Origin of the sequence: Geodermatophilus chilensis (assembly GCF_002802985.1) — a bacterium.
In the GTDB taxonomy this organism is placed as follows: Bacteria; Actinomycetota; Actinomycetes; order Mycobacteriales; family Geodermatophilaceae; genus Geodermatophilus; species Geodermatophilus chilensis.
On the sequence record NZ_NVPT01000283.1, the window covers coordinates 1 to 3278 of the forward strand.

Below are 3278 nucleotides of genomic sequence, written 5' to 3' on the forward strand. Positions count from 1 at the left end.
GGATGGGTATAAGAGGCAGGGCGGGGGCGGTGCGGTGGATGATGCGCCGCTGTGGTGGCCGCCACAACCGGCGTGCAACATTCGGTGCAACCGACCGCCGCGCCGACCGCCGTCCGAACCTGAGAGAGGGACGTCATGAGCACCGTCTCGCCCGCCCACCCCGAGTCCGTCTTCACCTACGGCGCGCCGCTGCTGAAGTTCGGGAGCGGCGCCTCCGACGAGATCGGCTTCGACCTGAGCCGGTACGGCGTCCGGCGGGTGCTGGTGGTCACCGACGCGGGGCTCGCGGCCACCGGCATCCCGCAGCGGGTGGCCGACCAGATGGCGCAGTTCGACATCGAGGCCCGCGTCTACGACGGGGTGCACGTCGAGCCGACCGACGCCAGCCTCGTCGCCGCGATCGAGGAGGCCCGCTCGACCGGGCCGTGGGACGCCTTCGTCGCCGTCGGCGGTGGCTCGAGCATCGACACGGCCAAGGCGATCAACCTGCTGACCACGAACCCCGGCGAGCTCATGGACTACGTCAACGTCCCGGTCGGGAAGGGGCAGGCGCCGTCCCAGCAGCTCAAGCCGCTCATCGCCGTCCCGACGACGACGGGCACCGGCTCGGAGAGCACCACGATCTGCGTGATGGACGTGATCGCGGCGCGGGTGAAGACCGGCATCAGCCACGCCATGCTGCGGCCGACCCTGGCCGTGATCGACCCGGACCTCACGCGCACCCAGCCGCCCGGGGTGACCGCGGCGTCGGGCATGGACATCCTGTGCCACGCCCTGGAGAGCTACACGGCGCGCTGGTACACGACCTACGAGCACAAGACGCCCGAGCAGCGGGTGCCCTACTGCGGCTCGAACCCCATCTCGGACATGTGGTCGGAGAAGGCGCTCAGCCTGCTGGCCGGCTCCTTCCGGCGGGCGGTCCGGCACGGGGACGACGTGCAGGCCCGGTCGGACATGGCGCTGGCCGCGACCTTCGCCGGCATGGGCTTCGGCAACGCCGGGGTGCACATCCCGCACGCCAACGCCTACCCGATCGCCGGCCAGGTGAAGGACTTCCACCCGAAGGACTACCCGGCCGACGAGCCGATGGTCCCGCACGGGATGTCGGTGGCGCTGACCGCGCCGGAGGCCTTCCGGTTCACCTTCGAGGCCTCCCCGGAGCGGCACGTGCGGGCGGCGCAGCTGCTGGCGCCCAACGCCGGCCTGCCGACCGAGGCGGTCGACTTCCTGCCCATGGTGCTGACCGACCTGATGCGCGACATCGACATCCCCAACGGCGTGGGCGCGGTCGGCTTCGGCGAGGGCGACATCCCGGACCTGGTCGAGGGCACGATGAAGCAGCAGCGGCTGCTGGCCACCTGCCCCCGCGACGTCACCGAGGACGACATCGCCGGCATCTTCCGCCGGTCCATGTCGCTGTGGTGATCAGCCCAGGCGGACGACGCTCTTCGTGACCTGGGCGGCGGCGACGACCTCGCCGTCCACGGTGGTCTCGGCGCGCATGAAGGCGACGGCTCGCCCGCGGCGCAGCACGGTCCCGGTGATGTCCACACGCTTGTCGGCCGCCACCGGCCGGAGCAGCTGCACCGTGAGGTCGTGGGTGACCGCGTGCTCGTCGTCGCCGAGCCGGGGGAGCAGCGCGAGGAACGACGCGACGTCGAGCAGCGTGTAGACGACGCCGCCGTGCAGCACCGCCGCCTGGTTCTGCGCCGGCCCGGCCACGGGGAACCAGATGCCTGCCGACGGCTCGGCCGGGTCGCGCAGCTGCATGCCGAGGAACCGGTGCAACGGGATGTCGAGCACAGCCTGCACGCGGGTGGCGAGTACGTCGTCGGACGGCACGGGGGGCACCTCTCGTCGGGAACCCGCCGAGCCTCGCACGCGCCCGGCCGTCGGGCCGGGACAGCAGGTCGGGACCAGGTGGGGCGGGTGGGGCTCGAACCCACGACCCTGGGCGAGGAACGGGTTGGCCCACTCCGACGGCGTGCCGGTGATCGGCTGGGCGGCCGGTCACGACCGCGAACGGCGTGCCCGGGTAGATGGCGAGCACGCGGGAGGTGGACGCGAGTGTCTCGGTGCGCTCGACGAGCTCGCCGCGACGCAGTCGCTGCATCGTCTGCTGCCCGCTCAGTTCCTCCCCGACCTTGGCGACCCAAGGGGCGCCGTCCTGGGTGAAGGCGATCGACTGACCACGCTGTCCCGGGGAGCGGGGTTGGCCCCTTCGACGCCCCGTACTGGGTGAGCCTCACCCGGCGGGGTGGAGGTCGCACCGCAGTGCAGTGGCGCGCCGACCTCGCCAGTACCCCCTCCGATGAGGTCGCCCAGGAGGCGGCATCAGGGGACCCATGCCGTCGGGGCCGACTTCCCCGGGCGTCGTGCTGACAGGATGCGGGAGTGGAGGACCTGCTGCGGGACCTGTCCCAGATCGCCCTGGTCGACCGACCGGTGGGCGATGTCCTCACCGAGCTCGTCCAGGCCGCCGAACGCGGCATCTCCGGCGCGGAGTCCGTCTCGATCACTCTGCTGCAGGGTGAGGAAGCCTTCACCGCCGCCTACTCGGGCGAGATGGCGCTGCGTGCGGAGGAGCTGCAGTACGAGCGCGGCTACGGCCCCTGCATGGACGCCGGCCGCGGCGGGGTGGTGCTGCGGGTCGACGACATGCGCACCGAGCAGCGCTGGCCCGACTACGCCGCCCATGTCCTCGACCACGGCGTGCGTAGCTCGCTGTCCATCCCGTTGCCCTTCCAGGGAGCGGTCATCGGCGCCCTGAACACCTACTCGACCGAGCCGGGCACCTTCGCCACCGCGCAGGCGCTCGATGCGGCCATGACCGTGGCCGAGATGATCGCCATCGCCATCGCCATCGCCAACGTGCACGCGCACGCCCGTCTCGGCGAGGAGGCGGCCAACCTGCGACTGGCCATGCAGTCCCGGGCGGTCATCGAGCAAGCAAAGGGCGTGCTGATGGCCCAGCGCGGTGTGGACGCAGACCGCGCCTTCGAGATCCTGCGGGAGGCCTCCATGCGCTACAACCGCAAGCTGCGGGACATCGCCACCGGCATCGTCGAGTCCGTGCAGCTCCCCCAGGAGTAAGGACACCGCCGGCCCGCGGCGCGCCCGCCGTGGTCCGATGTCGTCCTGATCACGCGGCTACCCTGCCTGCGGCGCGTTGGACCGAGGGACAGGGTGAGCTCAGTGATCGACCCCCTGAGCTCGCTGTTGCGAGCCGCTCATCTGCTCTCCCCGGTCGATCTGGCCAGCACCGTGGCGGCGCAGGC

The 3278-nt window shown here is 71.8% G+C and carries 3 protein-coding genes; 2 read left to right on the forward strand and 1 reads right to left on the reverse strand.

Annotated features, from left to right (window positions below; genetic code table 11):
- The first annotated feature begins 135 nt into the window (after window positions 1-135).
- On the forward strand, window positions 136-1425 hold the full coding sequence (locus CNO22_RS26250; RefSeq protein WP_100502179.1) for a hydroxyacid-oxoacid transhydrogenase: 1290 nt from the start codon (window positions 136-138) through the stop codon (window positions 1423-1425).
- On the opposite strand, the gene CNO22_RS26255 is transcribed toward CNO22_RS26250, so the two are convergent.
- Window positions 1426-1842 carry a PaaI family thioesterase gene (locus CNO22_RS26255; protein WP_100502180.1) on the reverse strand — a complete coding sequence of 139 codons (417 nt, stop codon included), beginning with the start codon at window positions 1840-1842 and terminating at the stop codon, window positions 1426-1428.
- Window positions 1843-2394: 552 nt separating this feature from the next.
- On the opposite strand from CNO22_RS26255, the gene CNO22_RS26260 reads away from it, so the two are divergent.
- Entirely contained in the window at window positions 2395-3093 is a 699-nt protein-coding gene (locus CNO22_RS26260; RefSeq protein WP_100502181.1) for a GAF and ANTAR domain-containing protein, read from the forward strand.
- Window positions 3094-3278: the final 185 nt, after the last annotated feature.